Source organism: Serinicoccus sp. JS2-9 (genome assembly GCF_059025165.1).
In genome coordinates this window covers 2,055,877-2,077,271 of the sequence record NZ_CM180091.1, presented here as the reverse complement: position 1 = coordinate 2,077,271, position 21,395 = coordinate 2,055,877, and the positions used below count along the sequence as shown (strand labels likewise).

Annotated in this window: 16 protein-coding genes; 4 read left to right on the top strand and 12 right to left on the bottom strand. The window is 72.6% G+C overall.

Annotated elements, in window-relative coordinates:
- Positions 1-45: 45 nt before the first annotated feature.
- From AC5PYY_RS10075 to mraZ, 11 genes are all read right to left on the bottom strand, one after another.
- Positions 46-894, bottom strand: a complete 849-nt coding sequence (locus tag AC5PYY_RS10075; protein ID WP_493896682.1) for a cell division protein FtsQ/DivIB — start codon at positions 892-894, stop codon at positions 46-48.
- Positions 891-2,393, bottom strand: coding sequence for a UDP-N-acetylmuramate--L-alanine ligase (gene murC / locus AC5PYY_RS10070; protein WP_493896681.1), 1,503 nt, complete (start codon positions 2,391-2,393; stop codon positions 891-893). Before murC ends, AC5PYY_RS10075 begins: the two co-directional genes overlap by 4 nt.
- Positions 2,390-3,508 (bottom strand): undecaprenyldiphospho-muramoylpentapeptide beta-N-acetylglucosaminyltransferase, encoded by a 1,119-nt coding sequence (gene murG / locus AC5PYY_RS10065; protein WP_493896680.1) that lies wholly within the window; start codon positions 3,506-3,508, stop codon positions 2,390-2,392. The genes murC and murG overlap by 4 nt, the downstream gene beginning before the upstream one ends.
- Positions 3,505-4,971: a putative lipid II flippase FtsW gene (gene ftsW / locus AC5PYY_RS10060; protein ID WP_493896679.1), complete on the bottom strand. Its 1,467-nt coding sequence runs from the start codon at positions 4,969-4,971 to the stop codon at positions 3,505-3,507. The genes murG and ftsW overlap by 4 nt, the downstream gene beginning before the upstream one ends.
- Positions 4,968-6,482: a UDP-N-acetylmuramoyl-L-alanine--D-glutamate ligase gene (murD, locus tag AC5PYY_RS10055; protein ID WP_493896678.1), complete on the bottom strand. Its 1,515-nt coding sequence runs from the start codon at positions 6,480-6,482 to the stop codon at positions 4,968-4,970. Before murD ends, ftsW begins: the two co-directional genes overlap by 4 nt.
- Positions 6,479-7,594: a phospho-N-acetylmuramoyl-pentapeptide-transferase gene (gene mraY / locus AC5PYY_RS10050; protein ID WP_493896677.1), complete on the bottom strand. Its 1,116-nt coding sequence runs from the start codon at positions 7,592-7,594 to the stop codon at positions 6,479-6,481. The genes murD and mraY overlap by 4 nt, the downstream gene beginning before the upstream one ends.
- On the bottom strand, positions 7,594-9,063 hold the full coding sequence (locus AC5PYY_RS10045; protein ID WP_493896676.1) for a UDP-N-acetylmuramoyl-tripeptide--D-alanyl-D-alanine ligase: 1,470 nt from the start codon (positions 9,061-9,063) through the stop codon (positions 7,594-7,596). Before AC5PYY_RS10045 ends, mraY begins: the two co-directional genes overlap by 1 nt.
- On the bottom strand, positions 9,060-10,964 hold the full coding sequence (locus AC5PYY_RS10040; RefSeq protein ID WP_493896675.1) for a peptidoglycan D,D-transpeptidase FtsI family protein: 1,905 nt from the start codon (positions 10,962-10,964) through the stop codon (positions 9,060-9,062). The genes AC5PYY_RS10045 and AC5PYY_RS10040 overlap by 4 nt, the downstream gene beginning before the upstream one ends.
- Positions 10,965-10,981: 17 nt before the next feature.
- Positions 10,982-11,428 (bottom strand): cell division protein FtsL, encoded by a 447-nt coding sequence (gene ftsL / locus AC5PYY_RS10035; RefSeq protein ID WP_493896674.1) that lies wholly within the window; start codon positions 11,426-11,428, stop codon positions 10,982-10,984.
- A complete protein-coding gene (gene rsmH, locus AC5PYY_RS10030) occupies positions 11,425-12,435 on the bottom strand; it encodes a 16S rRNA (cytosine(1402)-N(4))-methyltransferase RsmH (protein ID WP_493896673.1) in 1,011 nt (336 codons plus the stop codon). The genes ftsL and rsmH overlap by 4 nt, the downstream gene beginning before the upstream one ends.
- A 186-nt stretch (positions 12,436-12,621) precedes the next feature.
- Complete coding sequence (mraZ, locus tag AC5PYY_RS10025; RefSeq protein WP_493899357.1) at positions 12,622-13,008, bottom strand: division/cell wall cluster transcriptional repressor MraZ; 387 nt, start codon at positions 13,006-13,008, stop codon at positions 12,622-12,624.
- A gap of 393 nt (positions 13,009-13,401) precedes the next feature.
- Between mraZ and AC5PYY_RS10020 the strand changes: the two genes are divergently transcribed.
- From AC5PYY_RS10020 to zwf, 4 genes are read left to right on the top strand one after another with little or no spacing between them, the layout of a single operon-like run.
- Positions 13,402-14,379, top strand: coding sequence for an AAA family ATPase (locus AC5PYY_RS10020; RefSeq protein ID WP_493896672.1), 978 nt, complete (start codon positions 13,402-13,404; stop codon positions 14,377-14,379).
- 34 nt (positions 14,380-14,413) lie between these two features.
- Positions 14,414-15,664, top strand: coding sequence for a DUF58 domain-containing protein (locus AC5PYY_RS10015; protein ID WP_493896671.1), 1,251 nt, complete (start codon positions 14,414-14,416; stop codon positions 15,662-15,664).
- Complete coding sequence (locus tag AC5PYY_RS10010; RefSeq protein ID WP_493896670.1) at positions 15,661-17,985, top strand: transglutaminase TgpA family protein; 2,325 nt, start codon at positions 15,661-15,663, stop codon at positions 17,983-17,985. The genes AC5PYY_RS10015 and AC5PYY_RS10010 overlap by 4 nt, the downstream gene beginning before the upstream one ends.
- A 32-nt stretch (positions 17,986-18,017) precedes the next feature.
- Entirely contained in the window at positions 18,018-19,451 is a 1,434-nt protein-coding gene (gene zwf / locus AC5PYY_RS10005) for a glucose-6-phosphate dehydrogenase (RefSeq protein ID WP_493896669.1), read from the top strand.
- 91 nt (positions 19,452-19,542) lie between these two features.
- On the opposite strand, the gene AC5PYY_RS10000 is transcribed toward zwf, so the two are convergent.
- Positions 19,543-21,231, bottom strand: a complete 1,689-nt coding sequence (locus tag AC5PYY_RS10000; protein ID WP_493896668.1) for an RNA polymerase sigma factor — start codon at positions 21,229-21,231, stop codon at positions 19,543-19,545.
- Between the last annotated feature and the right edge of the window lie 164 nt (positions 21,232-21,395).

The following is a 21,395-nucleotide window of genomic DNA, read 5'->3' as shown; positions in this document are numbered from 1 at the left end:
TCTGGGGAACGGGCCCCAGATTCCTCTGTCCAGAACGTGAGTAGGTCAGTCGGTCGATTCGGGAAGGCCGTCGACGACAGGCGTGCCCGGGATGCGCACGTCGATGGTGATCGGCAGCCCACCCTCCGGATCGATGGTCTCCTGGCCGATGAGCGCGGTCACCACGCTCCACTTCAGCTCGTTGTCGGTCGGTGGCCCCCACACCAGGGTCACCTGACCGACCTCCATCTCGATCTCGCCGTCCCGGTCGACCGAGGGCGGCGTGAGGTCGCCCTCCAGCTCGGCCGGGTCGGGGCGCAGCCGCCACAGCTCGGCCAGCCCGGTCACCGTCGCCCGATCGAGGTCCTGCGGATCCGTGCGGAGCTCGATGAGGGGCAGCTTGTTGCTCGGGTCCTCGACCTGCTCGTAGACCTCGCCGGCACCATCCGCCAGCCAGGTCGATCCCCCTCCCTGCAGCGCCATGGCAGGTTCGCGCTCGGTCACCACCAACGTCACACCCGAGGGCCACTCACGCTCGACCTCGACCCCGAGGACCCGCTGGTCCTCCACCACACGCTCGTGGATCCGGCTCTCCGAGACACGCGCCAGCGGTCGGCCCACCGGGATCTGCGCGCGCTCCAGGACGCTCTCGGCGACCTCCTCCCGGGCCCCGGTGACCTCGACCTCCTGCACCGTGAAGGCGGACGACCAGTAGAAGAGCACGACGAGCCCGAGAGCCAGCGCGAGCACGAGGGCGAACCACAGCAGCAGGGTGCGCCGGCGCAGTCGGCCGAAGCCACCACCGAGACGCGCGAGCACCCCACGCCGCCCTGGTCCCTCCGAGGTCGCGCGCGAGGAGCTCTCCGTGCGTGCGCCGGTGGACCGGTGCCGCGTGCCCTGGGACGAGGGGCTCACGTCGTCACCTCCGGCGCGGCCCGCCCCGTCTCGTCCGGGGCGTCTGCGAGCAGCTCCAGCAGCTCGGGCCCGACCCGCGTCACGTCCCCCGCTCCCACCGTGACGACCAGAGCCTCCTGAAGGCCGACCAGCGCCGCCAGACGGGGGGCGGCGTCCGCGACAGAGCCGACCTCGTGCACCTCCGGCGCTGCGGTATGCCGCCGCAGCCCGTCGGCGAGCAGCGCCGAGGTGATCCCAGGGAAGTCCTCCTGCCGCTCGCGCGCGGCATACACCGGCAGCAGCAGCACGACGTCGGCTGCCGCGAGCCCCTCGACGAACCCGTCGGCGAACTCCTGCACCCGGGAGAACATGTGCGGCTGGAAGGCCACCACGACCCTGCGCCCTGCGGCGGCGCTCCGGGCGGCCTGCACCACCGCGGCGACCTTGGGCGCGTTGTGGGCGTAGTCGTCGACCACCTCGACCCCGGCACGCCGACCGACCAGCTCGAAGCGGCGGTGGGCGCCGGCGAAGCGCTCCAGCCCGTCCACCGCCCGGTCCAGCGGCAGGTCGAAGCCTGCGGTGGCGACGAGCAGGGCCGCGACGGCGTTGTGCACGTTGTGCGTGCCGGGCACCGGCAGCCGCAGCTGCAGCGACGTGCCCGCCGGCACGGAGCCCAGGTCGTCGGGCCAGGTCACGGTGCCGGTCGCCGTCATCCCTGCCGTGCCCACGTCGGAGACGACGACGTCGGCCTCGGCGAACTCGCCCCAGGTCACGACCCGCACCGCAGAGCCCGCGACCTCCGCCGCGAGCCGTGCGGCCCCGGGGTCGTCGGCGGAGGTGATGAGCAGACCGTCCACGGCGAGGGTGTCGGCGAAGTCGCGGTAGGCCTGCTCCACGGCCGCCACGTCGCCGTAGAAGTCGAGGTGGTCTGGCTGCACGTTGGTCACGACCGCCACCTGGGGGCGATACGTGAGGAAGCTGCCGTCGCTCTCGTCCGCCTCGACCACGAGTGGTGCGCTGGGCGCGCCGGGTGCGGCGTTGCTGCCCGAGCCGGCCAGCGGGGCTCCGATGACGTAGCCGGGCTCGGCCCCGGCCGCCTCGAGCGCGGCCGTCGTCATCGCACTCGTCGTCGTCTTGCCGTTCGCCCCCGCGATCGCCACGGCGGGCCGACCGCGGAGCAGGGCCGCGATTCCCTGGGCTCGGTGCAGCACGCGCAGCCCCGCGGCCCGTGCGGCAGCGAGCTCCGGGTTGTCCTCGGGAATGGCCCCGGAGATGACGACCGTGCGGGCCTGCCCCAGGTGGGCGGCGTCATGACCGACGTGCACCCGGGCACCGGCCGACTCCAGCGCCCGCAGGGTCGGGCTGTCTGCACGGTCGGATCCGGAGACCGCGATCCCCCGGGCCAGGAACATGCGCGCCACACCGGACACGCCCGACCCGCCGATCGCGACGAAGTGCACCGGCCCCAGCTCGTCGGCGGGCGGCACGGGCTCGGTGAAGTCGAACCGCCCCGTCCTCATGCGGTGCGCCCCGCGGCCTCGAGGATGAGATCGGCCAGCTGGTCGGCGGCGTCGCGCTGCCCGTGCTCGGCCGCGGCGGTCGCCATCCGTGAGATCTCGCCGGCGTCCGTGACCAGAGGTATGACCGTGCTCCTCACCCAGTCGGGGGTCACCTTGGTGTCGTCCACCAGGCGACCACCCCCGGCCGCGACGACGTCGGCGGCGTTGAGCCGCTGCTCGCCGTTGCCGACCGGGAGCGGCACGTAGATGGCCGGCACGCCGACGGCGGCCAGCTCGCACACGGTGCCGGCACCGGAGCGGCATACCGCGAGATCGGCGACGGCATAGGCGAGATCCATCCGGTCGGTGTAGGGAAGCGCGACGTAGCGCGGGCCCCCGGCGCGGTCCGGCGGCACGTCGATGTCCTTGCCCGCCCCGGTGAGGTGCAGCACCTGGACCCCCGCCGCGAGCACGTCGTCGGCCGCCGCCTCGAAGGCCTGGTTGAGGCGCTGGGCACCGAGGGACCCGCCGAACACGAGCAGCGTCGGCCGGTCGGCGTCCAGGCCGAACTCGGCACGAGCCTGCGCCTGCACCTGCTCATCGCGCGGGTCGAGGCTGCGGATCTCCTCGCGCAACGGCAGCCCGACGCGGGTGGCGTGCGGCAGCTCGGTGGTCTCGAAGGTGGTGGCGACCTGCTCGGTGAAGCGGGCCCCGAGCCGGTTGGCCAGCCCGGGCCGGGCGTTCTGCTCGTGGATGACGATCGGGATGCCGGCCCGCCGGGCCGCGAGGTAGGCGGGCGTCGCGACGTAGCCGCCGAAGCCGACGACCACGTCGGCGTCGATCGCCCGCACGGCCCCGAGAGCGGTGCCGACGGCACGCCGCAGCGCGCCCGGGAACCGCACCACGGCAGGGCCGGGACGCCGCGGGAAGGGCACTTTGGGGACGACGGTGAGCTCGTAGCCACGCTCGGGCACCAGCCGCGCCTCCAGGCCCTCGGCCGTGCCGAGGACGTTGATCACGACGTCGGGCCGCCGCCGCCGCAGCGCGTCGGCGGTCGCGAGCAAGGGGTTGACGTGACCGGCCGACCCGCCCCCTGCGAGGACGACGGCAGGCGGGCGCACGTGATCCTCGGTCACCGGCGTCCGCCCCTGCGTCCGCTCCCCCGTGTCGGGCGGGTGGCGCCGGCCCCGCCCGACGATGCCCCAGATGCCCGCGTGCGGGTCCCGCCCGCGCGGGTGCGACCGGCGGTGCCGCGGCTGGCTCCGGACCGGCTCCGCCGCGAGCCGGCACCGGCGGGGCGCGAGCCCGCGGTGACCGAGGGCCCGGCGGGGAGGGCCGCCAACGTGCGCCGCAGGGTCGAGGTGCGCTGGCCCATGCGCTCCTGGGCGCCGGGCAGCGAACGGGCGAGCGCGAGCAGGAGCCCGACCCCGATGAGGGCGGCGATGAGCGCCGATCCACCGGACGACACGAGCGGCAACGGCACGCCGATGATCGGCAGCATGCCGATGACCGATCCGATGTTGACCAGGGCCTGGCCGAGGAACCACACCATGACCCCCGCCGCCGCGAGCCGGGTGAAGGGGTCCTCGGCCTGTGTCACGATCCGGAAGCAGGCATAGGCGAACACCGCGAAGAGGCCGAGCACGGCGAGCGTCCCCGGCAGGCCCAGCTCCTCCCCGATGATCGCCAGGATGAAGTCGTTGTGCGGCTCGGGCAGGCGCCCCCACTTCTCCCGCGACTCCCCGAGCCCGATGCCCCACCACCCGCCGTCGGCCAGGGCATACTCCGCGTGCACCTTCTGGTAGCAGCCGGCGACCTGTGGGTCGTCGCAGATCCCCCCGATCCAGGTCTGGATGCGCTGCATCCGGTTGGCGCTCCCGGCGGCGAGCACCCCGACGCCGACCGCCGCGACCGTGCCGAGCCCGACGAACCACCGGGCCGGAAGGCCGGCCGCCCAGAGCAGACCGACGATGATGCCCAGCATGATCATGCCGGTGCCGAGGTCGTGACCCTGCAGCACGAGGCCGAGGAGCAGCAGGCCGAAGGGGAAGACCAACGGCACCGCCGCGTGCAGCGGACGGTGCATGACCTTGCGCTTGGTGGCGAGCACCGCCGCACCGAAGACGACGAGGGCGACCTTGCCGAACTCCGAGGGCTGCCCGCCGAAAGGACCGACCTGGATCCAGTTGCGGTTGCCCTGGAAGGCGTCGGCGCCGAGCGGGGAGAAGACCGCGAGCTGCAGCGCGACCGCGAGGAAGATGCCGGGCCAGGCGAGCCAGCGCCACACCCGCACCGGCAGGCGGGACCCGATGACAGCCAGCACGACGCCGCCGACGGCGAAGGCGAGCTGGTCGAGGAAGACGCCGTAGGAGTTGCCGGTGGCGCGGTAGGACCCGACGCTCGAGGCGGACAGCACCATGACCAGCCCCAGCCCGGTCAGCACCGAGGCGGACACCAGCGCGAGGTAGTAGGGCGCCACGGGCGAGCGCAGCCACTCGCCCACGGACTCGACGGTCCAGCCGGTCCGCGCCGGCCCGGGTCCTGCGCCCGGACGGGCACCCGCTCGGGAGTTCTGCCGACCGGTGACGGTGGCGGTCACGAGCCCTCCCCGAGATGCCGCTGCACGGCGTCGGCGAAGGTGTCTCCGCGACTGCCGTAGCTCGGGAACATGTCGAGGGAGGCCGCGGCCGGGGACAGCAGCACCACGTCGCCGGGCCGCGCGAGGGCAGCGCTGCGGGCCACGACGTCATCCATCAACCCCTGCAGCGCAGCCATGTCTCCATGGTCGGCGACGCCGACGTCCTCGACCGGGAGATCGGGCGCGTGTCGGGCCAGCGCCTCGGCGATCTGCTCGCGGTCGCTGCCGAGCAGCACCACGCCGCGCAGCCGGGGTGCCACCTCGGCCACCAGCTCGTCCACCTCGGCCCCCTTGAGCTGACCGCCGGCGACCCAGACGATGTCGGGGTAGGCCCGCAGCGCGGCCAGCGCGGCGTGCGGGTTGGTGGCCTTGGAGTCGTCGATCCAGGTGATGCCGTCGCGCTCGGCGACCACGGTGGTCCGGTGCGCCTCGGTGCGGAAGGCCCGCAACCCGTCGCGGACGGCGGCCGGGGTGATGCCGGCCGCGCGACCGAGCGCGGCGGCCGCGAGCGCGTTGGCGACCAGGTGCGGTGGCGGAGCGGCGGTGCCGTCCCCGCCGGAGGCCCGCGCCAGGTCGGCCAGCGTGCCGATCTCCGCGGCCGAGGTCGCCCGCTCCTCGACGAACGCCCGGTCGGCCAGGACGTCGTCGACGAGCCCGAACATCGAGCGGCCCGGGGTCCCCAGGGTGAAACCGATCGCCCGGCACCCCTCGACCACCTCCGCCTCCTCGACCATGGTCTCGGTGCGCTGGTCCTGCACGTTGTAGACGCAGGCGATCTGGGTGCGGGCGTAGATCGTGGCCTTGGCCGCGGCGTAGGCGTCGAAGGACCCGTGCCAGTCGACGTGGTCGGGAGCGAGGTTGAGCACGCAGGAGGCGAGGGGGCTGATGGAGTGGGTGAAGTGCAGCTGGAAGCTCGACAGCTCGACGGCGATGACGTCGTAGGGGTCGGGGTGCTGCACGGCGTCCAGGACCGGGGTGCCGACGTTGCCGGTCGCGAGGGCGCGCAGCCCGGCCGCGCGCAGCATCGACTCCAGCAGCCGCACGGTGGTGGTCTTGCCGTTGGTGCCGGTGACCACGAGCCAGGGGGCGGCGCCGACGCGGGGCCGCAACCGCCAGGCGAGCTCGATCTCGCTCCAGACCGGTATGCCGCGCTCGGTCGCTGCGGCGAGGATCGGGTGGTCGGGGCGCCAGCCCGGCGAGGTCACGACGACGTCGATCTCGGTCTCCGGCAGCGGCCACGCCGACACGTGCTCGGGGCCGAGCCGCACGTCGGCTCCGAGGATGCCGAGGATGCCTGCCTGCGTCTGCTGGGTCTCGCCGCCGTTGCCTGCGTCGAGGACGACGACCCGGGCCTCGTGCTGCAGCAGCGCGTCGGCGGCGGCGAAGCCGGTCACGCCGAGGCCGGTGACGAGCACGCGCAGCCCGGCCCAGTCGGCGTCACGGTGGGTGAGGTGGTCGAGCCGGTCGCTCACAGGTTCGCCACCCACTCTCCGTAGAACAGGCCGAGGCCCACCGCGACGCAGATGCCGGCGATGATCCAGAAGCGGATGACGATCGTCACCTCGGCCCACCCGAGCAGCTCGAAGTGGTGCTGCAGGGGCGCCATCCGGAAGACCCGTCTACGGGTCAGCTTGAACGACGTCACCTGGATGATCACCGACAGGGTGATGATGACGAAGAGCCCGCCGAGCACCGCGAGCAGCAGCTCGGTGCGGGTGGTGATGGCCAGGCCGGCCAGGCCGCCGCCCAGCGCCAGCGAGCCGGTGTCCCCCATGAAGATCTTGGCCGGTGAGGCGTTCCACCAGAGGAAGCCGAAGCAGGCTCCCGCGACCGAGCAGGCGACGACGGCGAGGTCCAGCGCGTCACGGACGTCGTAGCAGTTGGGCCCGGGCGCCAGCTGGCAGTTCTGGTTGTACTGCCAGATGCCGATGACGGAGTAGGCGCCGAAGACCATGACCGAGGCCCCCGTCGCCAGCCCGTCCAGTCCGTCGGTGAGGTTGACGCCGTTGGAGGCGCCGGCGATGAGGATGTTGGCCCAGAGGATGAAGAGCAGCACCCCGAGGACCGGCCCGGCGAAGGCCAGGTCGATCGAGGTGTCGCGGACGAAGGAGATGGCGGTCGAGGCCGGCGACCGGCTGCTGTCGCCGTGCACCAGCAGCGCCAGCAGGGCGAAGACGATGGCCACGATCGTCTGGCCGGTGAGCTTCTCGACCGAGGTGAGCCCCAGGCTGCGCTGCTTGGAGATCTTGGTGTAGTCGTCGAGGAAGCCGATGAAGCCCAGGCCGGTGATGAGGAAGAGCACGAGCAGGGCGCTCAGGCTGAAGCGCGAGTGCGTGACCTCGAGCACTCCGGTGACGTCGAGCAGGATGAGCAGCAGGTGCGAGACGAGGTAGCCCAGGAGCGTCGCGCCGATGATGACGGCACCGCCCATCGTGGGTGTGCCGCGCTTGGTGTGGTGCGAGGTCGGGCCGTCGTCGCGGACGAACTGGCCGTAGCGGCGGTGCACGAGGAACCGGATGAACAGCGGGGTGCCGAAGAGCGCGCAGATCATCGCCACACCGCCGGCGAGCAGGACGTTGACCATCAGCGGCCACCCTCCGCCAGGTCGTCCCCGAGGAGGCGGAGCCCGGAGTCGCGGCTGCTCTTGAGCAGCACGACGTCACCCACGGTGAGCAGGTCGTCGAGGAGGGTGCGCGCCGCGTGGCGGTCCGCGACGTGCGTCGTCGCGGCTCCCCCACCCTCGCGGTATGCCGTGCCCGCCGGCTCGGCGAGGTCACCCACCGTGACCAGATGGTCGATGCCGACCTGGGCCGCAAGCGTCCCCACCCCGGCGTGCTCGGCATCGCTCTCGGCGCCGAGCTCGAGCATGCCGCCGACGACGGCCACGGTCCGCCCGTCGGGGCGGCGCATCGCGGCCAGGGTCTGCAGCGCGGCGCGCAGGGAGTCGGGGTTGGCGTTGTAGGCGTCGTTGACGACGGTGACCCCGTCGGGACGCTCGGTGACCTGCATCCGCCCCGGCGACCGCGGCAGCGCGTCGCTCAGGGCCTCCGCCACCTCGGGCCACGGCATACCCCACTCGTGGGCGACCGCCGCCACCGCGAGGGCGTTGCCGACGTGATGCTCACCGACGACCCGCAACTCCACCCGGACCCCGTCGCGGGCGTCCGGTGCGGTGAGCGTGAAGGTCGCGCGGCCACTCCCGTCGAGTGCGACCTGGCTCGCGCGGACGTCCGCCTCCTCGGAGCGGCCCACGAGCAGGGTGCGGGCGCCCACGGCGTCGGCGTGGCTGCGCATGGCGGAGACGACGGCGTCGTCGGCGTTGAGCACCGCCAGTCCGCCCTCGGTGAGGCCCTGGACGAGCTCGGACTTGGCCCGGCCGATGGCCTCCCGGGAGCCGAACTCACCGAGGTGGGCGCTCCCGACGTTGAGCACCACGGAGACCGACGGGGGCGCGATCGCGGTGAGGTGCGCGATGTGCCCCGGGCCGGAGGCGCCCATCTCCGCCACGAGGTAGGCGGTCTCCTCGGTGAGCCGGCACACGGTGAGCGGCACCCCGACCTCGGAGTTGTAGGAGGCCTCGGGCGCGAGGGTCGGGCCGAGCCGCTCCAGCACCTGGGCCATGAGGTCCTTGGTGGAGGTCTTGCCCGACGACCCCGTGATCGCGACGATCCGCAGCCCGCCCGCGGCGGTGCACCGGTCGACGACCTCGCGCCCCAGAGCGGCGAAGGCGCGGGTCACCGCGTCGTAGGGCGGCCGGTCGGGGCGTTCGGAGAGCCGCTGCGGGTCCTCCTCCACGACGATGCAGGGCAGGCCCGCGGCGTCGTCGACGATCCGGTTGGTCAGCGCCGCGACGGCACCGCGCTCGGCGGCGCCGGAGACGAAGTCGTGGCCGTCCGCGACCTCACCCCGGCGCGCGACGTAGAGCCCGCCGGGGCCGATCTCGCGGGAGTCGGTCACGACGGGCCCGGTGACGCGGGGTGCGTCGGAGGGGACAGCCGGATGCACGAGACCGCCGGTCACGCGCGCGATCTCATCCAGGGTCAGGGGGATCACCCATCAGTCCTTTCGTCCTTGATGGCGATGTCCCCCAGTGTCTCACCCGCCCGACCCGGTGCGGGGTCCTCGGGGTCGTACTCGAGCTCGACCTGCACCGGCGCGGTGGTCGCCGGGGCGATCCCCTCCTGCTGGAGGGTGTAGCGCATGAGGTCGGCGAAGACCGGTCCGGCGATGATGCCGCCGTACTCGCTGATCTGCCGCGGCCGCTGGATGACGACCGCGACGACATACTTCGGATCGTCGGCCGGGGCGTAGCCCATGAAGCTCGACGTCACGCCTCCGGTGTAGCGACCCGTGTCGGGGTCGACCCGGGTCGCGGTGCTCGTCTTGCCCGCCACGTGGTAGCCGTCGACCGCGGCCAGCGGCGCGGTGCCCTGGCTGGACGGGACCGACTGCATGATGTCGGTCAGCGTGGTCGCCGTCTCCTCGGTGATGACGCGGGTGCCCTCGGGCACCGGCTCCTCGGTGTAGCGCCCCTCCTCGTCGACCGTGCCCGCGACGATCGAAGGCGGGACGCGGACGCCGCCGTTGGCGACGGTCTGGAAGACGCTGAGCTGCTGCAGCAGGGTGCTCGACAGCCCCTGGCCGAACATGAAGGTGTAGCGCGTGGTGGCGCTCCAGGTGGACGGCTCGGGCACCAGCCCCGCGGACTCGCCCGGCAGCCCCAGACCCGAGGTGTCGCCGATCCCGAACGCGCGCACCCAGTCGTAGAGATGCTCGTCGGAGAGCTTCTCGCCGTAGAGGATCGTGCCCATGTTGGACGACTTGGCGAGCACGCCGGAGAAGGTGAGGTGCTGCACCGGGTGCTGCTCGGAGTCCTTGAACCGCGAGCCCGCCCGCGTCATCGTCACGGGGACCTCGATGGGGGTGTCGGGCTCCATGATCCCCTCCTCCAACGCCGCCGCCGCGGTGATGAGCTTGGAGGTGGAGCCGGGCTCGTAGACGTCCTCGATCGAGGCGTTGCGCATCTCCTCGGCGTCCTGGGTCGTGTCGGACGGGTCGAAGCTCGGATAGCTCGTCAGGGCCACGAGCCGCCCGGTCTCCACCTCCATCACGGCGGCGTAGCCGGACAGCGCGTCGGCCTCCTTGACCCGGGTCCGCACCGCGTCGTAGGCCTTCCACTGCAGGTCGGCGTCGATGCTCAGCCGGTAGTCCTGCCCCGGCACGGCGGGGTCCTCCTCGTAGAGGCCGGTGCTGATGACCTCGCCGTTGCTGCCCTCTTCGTAGACCAGTTCCCCGGGCTCGCCGGTGAGCTGCTCGTCCTTGATGAGCTCCAGCCCGCCGGCCGGCATCTCGCCGGCCCCCATCCAGCCGACGAGGGGCGCGGCCGCCTCACCCAGCGGGTAGTCGCGCCGCATCACCTCCTCGGAGGACACCCCGCGCACGCCGGCCGCGAGGATCTCCTGCCACTGCTGCGGCGAGGCGTCCTCGACGAGCACGGCATACTGCTCGCCGAGCGGGTCGGTGAGGCGCTCGAGGATGTCGGCGCGGTCCTCCCCCGTGATCTCGGCGACGACGTCGGCCGCGGCGGAGAAGCCCTCACCCACGACCCGGCTCTGCCCGTCCGGACCCTCCTCGCGCCGCTCGTAATCCACGACCAGGGTCGGGTCGGCGATGATGCGCCGCCGCTCCACGCTCACAGCGAGCTCGGCCCCGTCGACGTCCGTGATGCTGCCGCGGGCCGCGGGGATGACCCTGACCTCGAGGCGCTCACCGACCGCGGCGGCCGAGACGCTCGCGGCGTCCAGGCCCTGCAGGCGCACCAGCTGGGCGGCGAAGAGGCTCAGGACGACGAGGACCCCCAGGAGCAGGACCCGCATCCGGCGGGCGGGGTGGGCCACCCCGGCCGCGATCGCCCGCGAGGAGCGAGGGCGGTGCCCGGTGCGCGCTGCTGCCACGGTGTCACCCCTTGCGATCAGTCGTCCTTCGGCGGAGCGGTGCCCGTCGAGGGCAGATCCACGGTAAGGGTCCGCGCACCGTCGACCTTGGACGCCACGCCGGTGATGGACCCGTCGGACAGCCGGAGGGTCGCGGTGGAGGTCGAGGGCACCATCTTGAGCTTCGTCGCGGCCTTGGCCAACGACTCCGACGACTCCTGGTCGGCGAGCTCCTCGGCCAGCGTCACCTTCTGGTCGTGCAGCGCGGTCGACTCCACCTCCAGCCGGCTGAGGACGTAGGAGCCCTCGGCCCGGACGGTGTTGAGGAGCAGCACCCCGGTGAACGTCAGGGCGACGATGAGGGCGCACAACAGCAGGAAGCCGTGGGCACCCGACGTCGGCGAGGCGTCCACCACCCGCGCACCGACCCGGGGGGCGCGCAGCGCGGCGCGTCCGAGCTTCGCGGAGACGGTCATCTGGCTCATGCAGGCTCCTCGGTGGTGGGGTCGGGTGCTTGGTCGGGGGTATGCCGGGTGCGCTCGGCGGCGCGCAGGCGCACCGAGGCGGAGCGGGGGTTGGCGGTGCGCTCGGCCTCCTCGGCGCGCTCGGCACCGCGGGTGAGGAGCCGCAGCCAGGGCTGGTGCTCGGGCAGCTCGACGGGCAGGTCCGGCGGTGCCGAGCTGGTGGCGCCCGCCGCGAGCCCGCGCTTGGTGATGCGGTCCTCGAGGGAGTGGTAGGACAGGACAGCGATCCGCCCGCCGACCGACAGGGCCCGCAGCGCCGCCTCGAGGCCGCTGCGCCAGACCGAGAGCTCGGCGTTGACCTCGATCCGCAGCGCCTGAAAGGTCCTCTTGGCCGGGTGGCCCCCGGAGCGCTGGGACGCCGCGGGCACGACGTCGTGGAGCAGCTGCACCAACGGGCCGGAGGTGGTGAAGGGCTCCTGCTCCCGGCGGCGCACGAGCGCCTTGACGATCGGCCGGGCGAAGCGCTCCTCGCCGTAGTCGCGCAGGATCCGCACCAAGTCACGCGGGTCGTAGTCGTTGAGGACGTCGGCGGCGGTGAGGCCGGTGCTCTGGTCCATCCGCATGTCCAGCGGCGCGTCTGCCCGGTAGGCGAAGCCCCGGTCCAGCTCGTCCAGCTGCAGCGAGGAGACGCCGAGGTCGTAGAGCACGGCGTGCGCGCGGGCCAGGCCCAGCTCGGCAAGCGTGGTCGGCAGGTCGTCGCTCACCGAGTGGACCGGCGTGAAGCGGTCGCCGAAGGGGGCCAGCCGCTCGGTCGCCAGCTCCAGCGCCTGCGGGTCCCGGTCGATCCCGACCGCCCGGGCCCGGGGACAGGCCGAGAGCAGCGCCTCGGTGTGACCGCCCATCCCGAGGGTGCCGTCGACGAGCACCGCACCGTCGTCCTGGAGCGCGGGGGCGAGCAGGTCCACGCAGCGCTGCAGCAGGACCGGCACGTGCCGGTCCTGCGTGCGGAGGGTCTCGTCGGTGTCCATGAGGTGTCCCCGTGCGCGGAGTGCTCTGCTGCCGGGTCCCGACCCCTGGTCCCCCACCGTCCACCGGGGCGCCCGGCCCGGGGGAAGACGGGTCGGGAGCGGGTGCGCGGCCCGGCTCCGGGGAAGAGGAGCCGGGGCGGCGTGGTGGACGGGGGGAGGCCGGGTGTCGGGTGGTCGGCAGGACACTCACATCAGCCCCGGGATCACCTCCTCCGACTGCTCGGCGAAGGCCTGCTCCTGGGTCGCGAGGTAGTCCGCCCAGGCCTGGCTGTCCCAGACCTCGAGCCGGTTGCCGGCACCGATGACGGTGCACGCGGACGAGAGGCCGGCGTAGTCCCGCAGCAGCGGTGGGATCGTGATGCGCCCCTGCTTGTCGGGGATCTCGTCGGACGCGCCGGAGAGGAAGACGCGTTGGAAGTCCCGCACGCTGCGGTTCGAGGTCGGGCTGGACTGCCAGCTGGCGACGACGTCCTGGAAGTCCGAGGGGACGTAGACGTAGAGGCAGCGGTCCTGGCCGCGGGTGATGATCAGCCCGCCCGCGAGCCGGTCGCGGTACTTCGCCGGCAGGATCATCCGGCCCTTGTCGTCGAGCTTGGGCGTGTGGGTGCCGAGGAAGAGCACTCGCACCACCCCCTTCACTCGCTCGATAGGTCGCTGCGCCTCCAGATGCCCCCACACTACTCCACTTTCCCCCACCATGACCATCGAAACGCTCTTCTTGACTGCCGATTCTCCACAAAGATGCAGGTCAAGCTCGGTGGTGGACAGTGGAGGGGGCATGCCACCGTCGGGAGGGGCGGCGCGGACCTGGCCCGGTCCGCGCCGCGGGCGATACGGCATACCCGCAGGTCAGGAGGTATGCCGTCGCCCGAGTGGAGCGGAGACGCGCACCCAGGTGGAGGACAGTGGGGAGACGTGGCGGCACCACGTGCCGCGCGGAACCGCCCGGTTTGGCAAGATCGGTCCATGTCTGCGATCTCCCCCGCCTCCGATGCGGTCGACCTCGAGGCCGTGCGGCGCGTGGCCGGCTCGGTGCACCGGGCCATCGCCACCGTGATCGAGGGCAAGGACGAGGTGGTGTCGACCGCGGTCACGGTGCTGCTGGCCGAGGGGCACCTGCTGCTCGAGGACGTGCCCGGCGTGGGCAAGACGATGCTCGCCAAGGCGCTGGCCCGCGCCATCGACTGCCGGGTCAGCCGGGTGCAGTTCACCCCCGACCTGCTCCCCAGCGACATCACCGGGGTGAGCGTCTTCAACCAGGACACCCGCAGCTTCGAATTCCGGCGCGGCGCGATCTTCGCCAACGTCGTCGTCGGCGACGAGATCAACCGCGCCTCCCCCAAGACCCAGTCGGCGCTGCTGGAGTCGATGGAGGAGCGCCAGGTCACCGTGGACGGCGAGACCTACGAGCTGCCACGTCCCTTCCTCGTCATGGCGACCCAGAACCCCATCGAGATGGAGGGCACCTATCCCCTCCCCGAGGCGCAGCGTGACCGCTTCATGGCGCGGATCTCGATGGGCTACCCCGCCGCCCGCTCGGAGATCGCCATGCTGGAGTCGCACGGCGAGGTGAGCCCGCTGGACGGCCTGTCGGCCGTGACCACGGCCGAGGAGGTGCAGGCCCAGATCGAGAGCATCCGCAGCCTGCACATTGCCCCGGCCCTGCGGCACTACGTGGTCGAGCTCATGGCCGCGTCCCGAGCCCACCGGATGCTCCGGCTGGGCGCCTCGCCCCGCGCCGGACTGCAACTGCTGCGCGCCGCCCGGGCGCACGCCGCGCTCGCCGGCCGGGACCACGTGCTCCCCGAGGACGTCCAGGCCATGTCGGTGCCGGTGCTGGCGCACCGGGTGCTCCCCACCGGCGAGGCCTCGCTCGGGCACCACACCACCCAGGACATCGTCCGCGACCTGGTCGAGCGCACCTCGGTGCCGTCGGGCCGCTGAGCCGGACCGCCACCGGACCGGGCAGGGACCACCGATGACGTCGCCGTGGGGCGTCCTCACCAGCCGAGGCAGGATCTTCCTCGTCGTCGGCGGCCTGCTCGGTGCCGCCGGGATGCTGCTCGGCTACGAGGACATCACCCGCGTCGGGCTCGTGCTCGTCGCGCTCCCGATCCTCATGCTGCTGCTCATGCCGCGGCGGACCCCGCAGATGAGCGTGCGCCGGGAGGCGGACCCAGACCGGCTCGTGCCCGACGAGCGTGGTGCGGTCGAGGTCCGCTTCGCCAACGTCGGCAGCCGTACGCCGGTCTACCTGGCCGAGGAGCACCTGGACTACCAGCTCGGCGACCGACCGCGCTTCATCCTCCCGCGCATGGACCGCGGCGAGGAGCGCCGGTTGCGCTACACCGTGCGCTCGCGGCATCGCGGGGCCTTCTCGCTCGGGCCGATCGTGCTGCGCCAGCGCGACCCCTTCGGCCTGACCTTCCGCACCCTGCAGCTCTCCTCCCGCTCCGAGGTCCTGGTGCTCCCCCGAATCCACCCCCTGGGGGCCGACCGGATGCGGGGCGCCTCCCGCGGCAGCGAGGGCGAGATGCCGCAGATGGTCGCGCTCCACGGTGAGGACGACGTGAGCATCCGCACCTATCGCGACGGCGACGAGCTGCGGCGGGTCCACTGGCCCGCGACGGCCCACCGCGGCGAGCTCATGGTGCGCCAGGAGGACCGCCCGGCCCGGCGCCGCGCTCTGCTGCTGCTCGACTCCCGCGCGTCGGCGCATCCGGGCACAGGCACGCGGGCGTCCTACGAGTGGGCCGTCTCGGCCATCGCCTCGGTCGCCCGGCACCTCGTGGCCGACGGGTTCGTCGTGCATCTGCTCACCGACGCGACCATGCGCGAGGGCACCGCCGACCACCAGATCGACCTCGACACGGTGCTGGACTCGCTGGCGCGGGTCCAGCCCGAGGAGGATTCCCGGCTGGATCGGCTGGCCGGCGCGGCCTCACCCTTCACCGCGGGCGGCGCCCTCGTCGTCGCGGCGGTCGTCGCGCACGACGAGGAGGGGCTGCGTGACCTCGCGGCGGTCCGGCAGCCCGGGTCGCGCGCCCTCGCGTTCGTGCTCGACCCGGCACGCTTCGGGGCGGAGGGCGGCACCTCCGAGGGCGCCACCCGGACCCTCGCGGACGCGGGCTGGCGCACCGTGGTGTGCGGACCGCATACCGAGATCGCGCACGCGTGGGTCGCGATCGGCGCCGGCGCGGGCAGCAGCATGGCGGGGAGGTCGGCGTGAGGCTCGACAACGACGCCTTCGTGCGCGGGATGTGGCCCGAGGCGCTGGTCGCCGCGCTCGCCTCGCTGTCGGTGGCCTGGCCCCTGACGGACCTGCTGCGCGAGGACACCTGGCTGTTCCCGGCGATCACGATGGTCGCGCTGGTCGCGATCACCGGCGCCGTCCTGCGCACCATCGACGCGCCACCGACCGTGGTGGCCCTCGGCCAGCTCGTGGTGGGGCTGGCCGGCATCGCCGTGACCTTCCTGCGCGACTCGCTGTGGCGCGGGGTGCTGCCGACCGCGGAGACCCTGGAGACCGTCGGGGCGCTGCTGCGACAGGCGGGCACCGTGCTGCAGACGTATGCCGCGCCCGCACCCACCACCGAAGGCGTCTCCTTCCTCGTGGTCTCGGTGCTCACCCTCACCGCCGTCTCCGTCGACTCGATGGGCGTCACGGGGCGGGCACCGGCGAGCGCCGGCATACCGCTCGTGGCCGGGTTCCTCGTCTCGGTGTCCAACACCGGGCAGGCGATGGAGCCGTGGTACTTCGTCGCGGTGGCGGTGATGTGGCTGCTCATGATCGTGCAGCAGGGCCGCCGACTGACCGTCGCCTGGCCGTCCGCCAACCGGCAGGAGAGCCAGGGCGGCGCCGACGTGTCGCACGGTCCGCGGGGCCACCGCGGGCTGGCCCAGATCGCGTCGGTGCTGGCGCTCGTCGCCGCCGTGGTCGGAGCCGCGATGCTCCCCCACCTCCCGCCGACGTTCTTCGGCAGCGGGCTGGCCCGCAACCCGGACGCCCGCAGCGTCGACTCGGACGCGGGCGACGTCTCTTTCACCGAGACCATGGACCCCGCCCAGGACCTGCGCAACCAGTCGCAGGCGCCCGTGCTCACCTACCGCACCAACGCCGTCAGCGTGCAGCCGCTGCGGGTCACGGCCGCGCAGCGCTTCGAGGACGGTCGGTGGGAGGCGCCCGAGCGTCTGACCTCCGAGCTGCTCCCGGCCGATGCGGCGCTGCCCGCCCCCGACGGGCTGGGCGAGGACGTCCCGGTCGACGAGTCCAACTTCCAGGTGCTCGGCAACGAGCTGCAGCCCCCGCACCTGGCCGCGCCGAGCCCGCTGACGTACCTCGCGCTGGACGGAGCCGGCTACCGCTTCGACCCGCAGGACGCGACGGTGGTGCTCCAGGGCCGCGCGACCTCCTACGACGCGACCTACCTGACGCTGGCCTCCGGCGGTGAGCTGCCGGGCGGGATCGGCGACGCCGCCGTCGACCCGGGGCAGTTCGACCCCGAGCTGCTCGAGCTCGACCCGGTCTCCGCGGACGCGATCGGTGAGCTGACCGACGAGGTCGTCGGCGACGAGGCCAACGCCTTGCAGGCGGCCGTCCTCATCCAGAGCCACCTGCGGACCGAGGGCGGCTACGAGTACTCCCTGGAGCTGGAGCCCGCCGCCCAGGCCGACGCCGGCGACCCGATCGGCGGCTTCCTCCAGACGCGTCAGGGCTACTGCGTCCAGTTCGCCACCGCGATGGTGATGATGGCCCGCGACGAGGGCATCCCGGCCCGGATGGCGGTGGGCTTCTTGCCGGGCACCACGCAGAGCGACGGCACCCGACAGGTCGTCGCCTCGGACGCGCACACCTGGCCCGAGCTGTGGATCGACGGGATGGGGTGGACCCGCTTCGAGCCCACCCCCGGGGTGCGCGCCGGCACGCCCCCGGCCTACGCCCGCACGACGGACGACGCCGGCGACTCCGAGGCGCTCACCTCGACGGTCACCCAGCAGGTCACCCCCACCGCCGAGCCCACACCCGAGCCGGCCCCGGCGGAGCGCACCTGGGTCGACGACCTGGGCGACTGGCTCCCGACCCTCGGGCGGCTGCTGCTCGCGGTGCTCGGGCTGGCCGTGCTCATGATGCTCGTGCCGTGGGCGGGGCGGCGCTACCGCGAGGCGGGCGTCCGGTCGGCGAGCACACCCGGCGAGCGCATCGAGGGGCAGTGGCAGCTCCTCACCCGCTCCTTGCAGGACCTCGGCGTCGAGGAGCCACCCGCCCGCAGTCCGCGCGACATGCGGCGCTACTACACGCGGGGGACGGCGATGGACGGCGGTGGCGAGGAAGCCCTCGGTCGGGTGACGGCCACCCTGGAGCGGTCACGGTATGCCGCGTCGACCGCCCTGAGCGACGCCGAGGCCGAGCGCATGGGTGAGGACGTGCGGACAGTGGTGGACGAGGTACGTCATACCACCGCGTGGAACCAGCGGGCGAACGCCGCGCTCATCCCCCGCAGCGGGCTGGACGGACTCCGCGAGGGGCTGCGCCGGGTGCTCCGCAGGTAGCGCGAACCGCCCTCGGGGTAGAGGGTGGAGTCATGACTGCACCCCTGACCGTCGTCCTCTTCGGCGCCACCGGTGACCTCTCCCGTCGCAAGCTCATCCCGGGGCTGCTGCACCTCTTCCTCTCCGGGCTCGTCGACGACCTGCGGGTCGTGGGCACCTCCCTCGACGACATGTCGGTCGAGGAGTTCCGGGAGCTGGCCGCCGACGCGGCCACGGAGTTCAGCGTCCGTGAGTGCGACGACGAGTCGCTGCGGGCCTTCGCTCAGCGCCTCGACTACGTGCCCGGGTCGGCGGGGCCCGAGGCGCTTAGCGCGGCTGTGGAGCGCTGCGAAGAGGAGCTGGAGGGTGAGGACCTGCTCCGCCTGCACTATCTCTCGGTGCCGCCGCGCGCCGCGCTCAAGGCCGTCGGGACCATCGCGGCTGCCAACCTGGTCGAGCGCAGCCGAATCATCATGGAGAAGCCGTTCGGGACGGACTACGCCTCGGCGGTGGACCTCAACCGTCAGCTGCACGAGGTCTTCGACGAGGAGCAGATCTTCCGGATCGACCACTTCCTGGGCAAGGAGCCGGCGCAGAACATCCTGGCCTTCCGCTTCGCCAACGGCCTCTTCGAGCCGATCTGGCACCGCAACCACATCGACCACATCCAGATCGATGTCCCGGAGACCCTGGGCCTGTCCCAGCGGGGCACCTTCTACGAGCAGACCGGCGCCTACCGGGACATGATCGTCACGCACCTCTTCCAGATCCTCGCGTTCACCGCGATGGAGCCGCCCACCTCGTTGGAGCCGGCCGCGATCAGCCGGGAGAAGAGCAAGGTCTTCCGCTCGATGCTGCCTCTGGATCCTGGCGACGTCGTCCGCGGGCAGTACGTCGGCTACCGCGACGAGCAGGGGGTGTCGGAGGACTCCCAGACCGAGACCTTCGTGGCGCTCAAGTGCTTCGTCGACAACTGGCGCTGGGCCGGGGTGCCGTTCTACCTGCGCACGGGGAAGCAGATGGCGGAGGGGGCGCGGATCATCTCGATCGCCTTCCGGGAGCCGCCGCAGTCGATGTTCCCGCCCGGGTCAGGGGTCGGCGACCACGGCCCCGACCACCTCACCTTCGACCTGGCCGACCGCGCGCGGATGTCCCTGAGCTTCTACGGCAAGCGCCCCGGCCCGGGGATGAAGCTGGACAAGCTGTCGATGCAGTTCTCGATGCAGGACACCGACTGGGCCGGCTCGGTGCTGGAGGCCTACGAGCGACTTATCTACGACGCCGCCCGCGGCGACCGGACCCTCTTCGTGTCCGCCAAGGGCATCGAGCGGCTCTGGGAGATCTCCCAGCCGCTCATCGAGAACCCGCCCGTGGTCCGGCCGTACCAGAAGGGCACCTGGGGGCCCAACCAGATCCACCAGCTCATCACGCCGTTCACCTGGCGGCTGCCCTTCGAGCGCCCCTGGCGCGAGAAGCCGGAGAAGTGACCGGCCGCGCCATATGCCGTGACCGCCCGCGCGGTATGCCGTGACCGCCCGCGCGATATGCCGTGACCGGCCGCGCGATATGCGGCGGCGCTCAGTCCAGGTAGTCGCGCAGGACCTGTGAACGCGAGGGGTGGCGCAGCTTGGACATCGTCTTGGACTCGATCTGACGGATCCGCTCGCGGGTGACGCCGTAGACCTTGCCGATCTCGTCCAGCGTCTTCGGCTGCCCGTCGGACAGGCCGAAGCGCATGGAGACCACGCCCGCCTCACGCTCGGACAGGGTGTCGAGGACCGAGTGCAGCTGCTCCTGGAGCAGCGTGAAGGAGACGGCGTCGGCCGGCACGACCGCCTCGGAGTCCTCGATGAGGTCACCGAACTCGCTGTCCCCGTCCTCGCCGAGGGGGGTATGCAGTGAGATCGGCTCCCGGCCGTACTTCTGGACCTCGACCACCTTCTCCGGCGTCATGTCCAGCTCGGCGGCCAGCTCCTCCGGGGTCGGCTCGCGGCCGAGGTCCTGGAGCATCTGACGCTGGACCCGGGCCAGCTTGTTGATGACCTCGACCATGTGGACCGGGATGCGGATGGTGCGTGCCTGGTCGGCCATGGCGCGGGTGATCGCCTGCCGGATCCACCAGGTGGCGTAGGTGGAGAACTTGTAGCCCTTGGTGTAGTCGAACTTCTCGACGGCGCGGATCAGGCCGAGGTTGCCCTCCTGGATGAGGTCCAGGAAGAGCATCCCGCGACCGGTGTAGCGCTTGGCGAGCGAGACGACGAGGCGCAGGTTGGCCTCGAGCAGGTGGTTCTTGGCGTTCTTGCCGTCGTTGGCGATCCACCACAGCTCACGCTTGAGCTTGGCCTCGAACTTCTCGCCCGAGTTGAGCTTGTCCTCGGCGAACAGGCCGGCCTCGATCCGCTTGGCGAGCTCGACCTCCTGCTCGGCGTTGAGGAGCGCCACCTTGCCGATCTGCTTGAGGTAGTCCTTGACCGGGTCGGCGGTCGCCCCGGCGGTGACCACCTGCTGGGCAGGCGCGTCGTCGTCGTCGGCGGTGGAGACGACGAAACTGTCGTCGTCCTTGCCGGGGGCCTTCTGCTTGGCCGCCGGGGACGGCGGAGAGACGACGTTGTCGGTGTTCTTGCCCGACTCCTCACCGTCGGCGAGATCGGCCTCGTCGGGCTCTGCGTCCTCGTCCGTCGTCGACGCGTCGGCCTCCGCGGCGGCCTCGCCCTTGGCCGCGGTCTTGGCGCCCTTGGCCGTGGTCCGCTTCGCGCGGGTGCTTCCGCCGGCGGCCGTGTCGGCGGCCGCGCGGGTCCTCGAGGAGGCCTTCTTGGCGGCGGTGGTCTTGCTGGCCGTCGACTTCTTTGCCGTCGCCGCGCCGGTGGTCTCGGCCTCGCCGTCGGCCGTGTTCGCGGACGATCCCGACCGCGAGCTCTTCGTGGCCGTGCCGGCAGGGGACGCCTTCTTGGCCGCCGGGCTCTTGCGCGTCGTGGACCGCTTGCGAGCCGGAGCCGGCTCAGCGCCGCGGACCTCGATGGCCTGGTCGCTGAAGACGCGCAGCACCTTTTTCTGGGTGGCGGCCGCCGTGACGTCGGCGGCCTCGAGGGCCGACTTGACCTGGTCGGCCTCGACGAAACCCTTCTCGGTGCCCACCGCGAGGAGGGACTTGAGGGCATCGTGCTCGAAGGCCGCGGGCAGCTCGGTCGTGCTGGTGCGGGAGGTCCTGGCGGTCACGGGGTGAACCAACTCTTTTCTGACGATGCAGGAACGGCGTCGCCGGGGCATGACGAACTGCCCGGACGGTGATGAAGAAGTGGTGTGCGGTGCTGTGGCGGCACCCAACACCCACCATTATAAGACCCCACGCGGCCGTGGGGCATTCCGCGCCCCCGACGAGCGCGCCAGGGCGCGCCGTTCGGGACCCGACACGGGCCCCTTCCCGCGGCCCT